Origin of the sequence: Zoogloea sp. LCSB751, assembly GCF_002028455.1 — a bacterium.
Lineage (GTDB): Bacteria > Pseudomonadota > Gammaproteobacteria > Burkholderiales > Rhodocyclaceae > Zoogloea.
Window position 1 is genome coordinate 1 of record NZ_MWUM01000671.1, and the last position, 233, is coordinate 233.

A 233-nucleotide genomic window follows, 5' to 3' on the forward strand; every position below is an offset into this window, starting at 1 on the left:
GGCCGATGACAGCTTTATCGCAAAAACTGTCACTGTAGGCATGATGAGCCAAGGCAAGGCCGAGATAGTCTCGGGCCTAAGCGAAGGTGAACGTGTCGTCACCTCAGGGCAATTCCTGCTCGACTCCGAGGCCAGCCTCAAGGGCAGCCTGATGCGTTTAAGCAGCGGTCATCAGCACTAGGAGCGCATTATGTTGAAATATATTATCGAGTCCTCGATCAGACAAAGACTTA

General features: G+C 51.9%; 1 pseudogene. It reads left to right on the plus strand.

What is annotated here, in order from left to right:
* Positions 1-181: pseudogene (locus B4920_RS28110) on the plus strand (hypothetical protein); the annotation flags it as partial.
* Positions 182-233: the final 52 nt, after the last annotated feature.